Consider the following 1,144-nt stretch of genomic DNA (forward strand, 5'->3'; position numbering starts at 1 on the left):
GAACTTAAAAAATTGATGGAACATATTTCTATTATCCCCGATTACAGACAAGCCTGGAAAGTGGAACATAAATTGTCGGATATTCTACTGTTGACTATTTGTGCCGTCATTTCTGGCGCAGAAGGTTGGGAAGATATAGAGGATTTTGGGGAAACACATCTCGATTTTTTGAAGCAATATGGTGATTTTGAAAACGGTATTCCAGTTCATGACACAATAGCCAGAGTTGTATCCTGTATCAGTCCTATAAAATTTCACGAATGTTTTATTAACTGGATGCGTGATTGTCATTGTTCAAATGATAAAGACATTATCGCAATTGATGGGAAAACACTTCGACACTCTTATGATAAAAGCCGTCGCAGAGGGGCAATTCATGTTATCAGTGCGTTCTCGACGATGCACAGTCTGGTCCTGGGGCAGATTAAGACGGATGAGAAGTCCAATGAAATTACCGCCATCCCTGAACTTCTTAACATGATGGATATTAAGGGAAAAACCATCACAACCGATGCGATGGGATGCCAGAAAGATATCGCAGAGAAGATACAAAAACAGGGCGGCGATTACTTATTCGCTGTAAAAGGAAATCAGGGTCGGCTTAATAAAGCCTTTGAGGAAAAATTTCCGCTTAAAGAATTGAATAATCCTGAATATGACAGTTATGCAATAAGTGAAAAGAGTCACGGTAGAGAAGAAACCCGTCTTCATCTTGTTTGCGACGTCCCTGATGATCTTATTGATTTCACGTTTGAATGGAAAGGGCTGAAAAAATTATGCGTGGCAGTCTCATTTCGCTCAATAATAGCAGAAAAAAAGAAAGAGCCAGAAATGATGGTCAGATATTATATCAGCTCTGCTGATTTAAGCGCAGAGAAGTTTGCGACAGCGATCCGAAATCACTGGCACGTGGAGAATAAGCTGCACTGGCGTCTGGACGTGGTAATGAATGAAGATGACTGCAAAATAAGAAGAGGGAACGCAGCGGAATTATTTTCAGGGATAAGACATATTGCGATTAATATTTTGACGAATCATAAGGTATTCAAGGCAGGGCTAAGACGTAAGATGCGAAAAGCAGCCATGGACAGAGACTACCTCGCGTCAGTCCTTGCGGGGGGCGGGCTTTCGTAATCTTGCCCTG

The 1,144-nt window shown here is 41.4% G+C and carries 1 protein-coding gene; it reads left to right on the forward strand.

The window, feature by feature from the left end; translation table 11 throughout:
• Window positions 1-1,134 (forward strand): ISAs1 family transposase (locus tag H9644_RS21395; RefSeq protein ID WP_225221505.1); only part of this gene is annotated, 1,134 nt, incomplete at its 5' end.
• Between the last annotated feature and the right edge of the window lie 10 nt (window positions 1,135-1,144).

Origin of the sequence: Escherichia whittamii, assembly GCF_014836715.1 — a bacterium.
GTDB lineage: Bacteria > Pseudomonadota > Gammaproteobacteria > Enterobacterales > Enterobacteriaceae > Escherichia > Escherichia whittamii.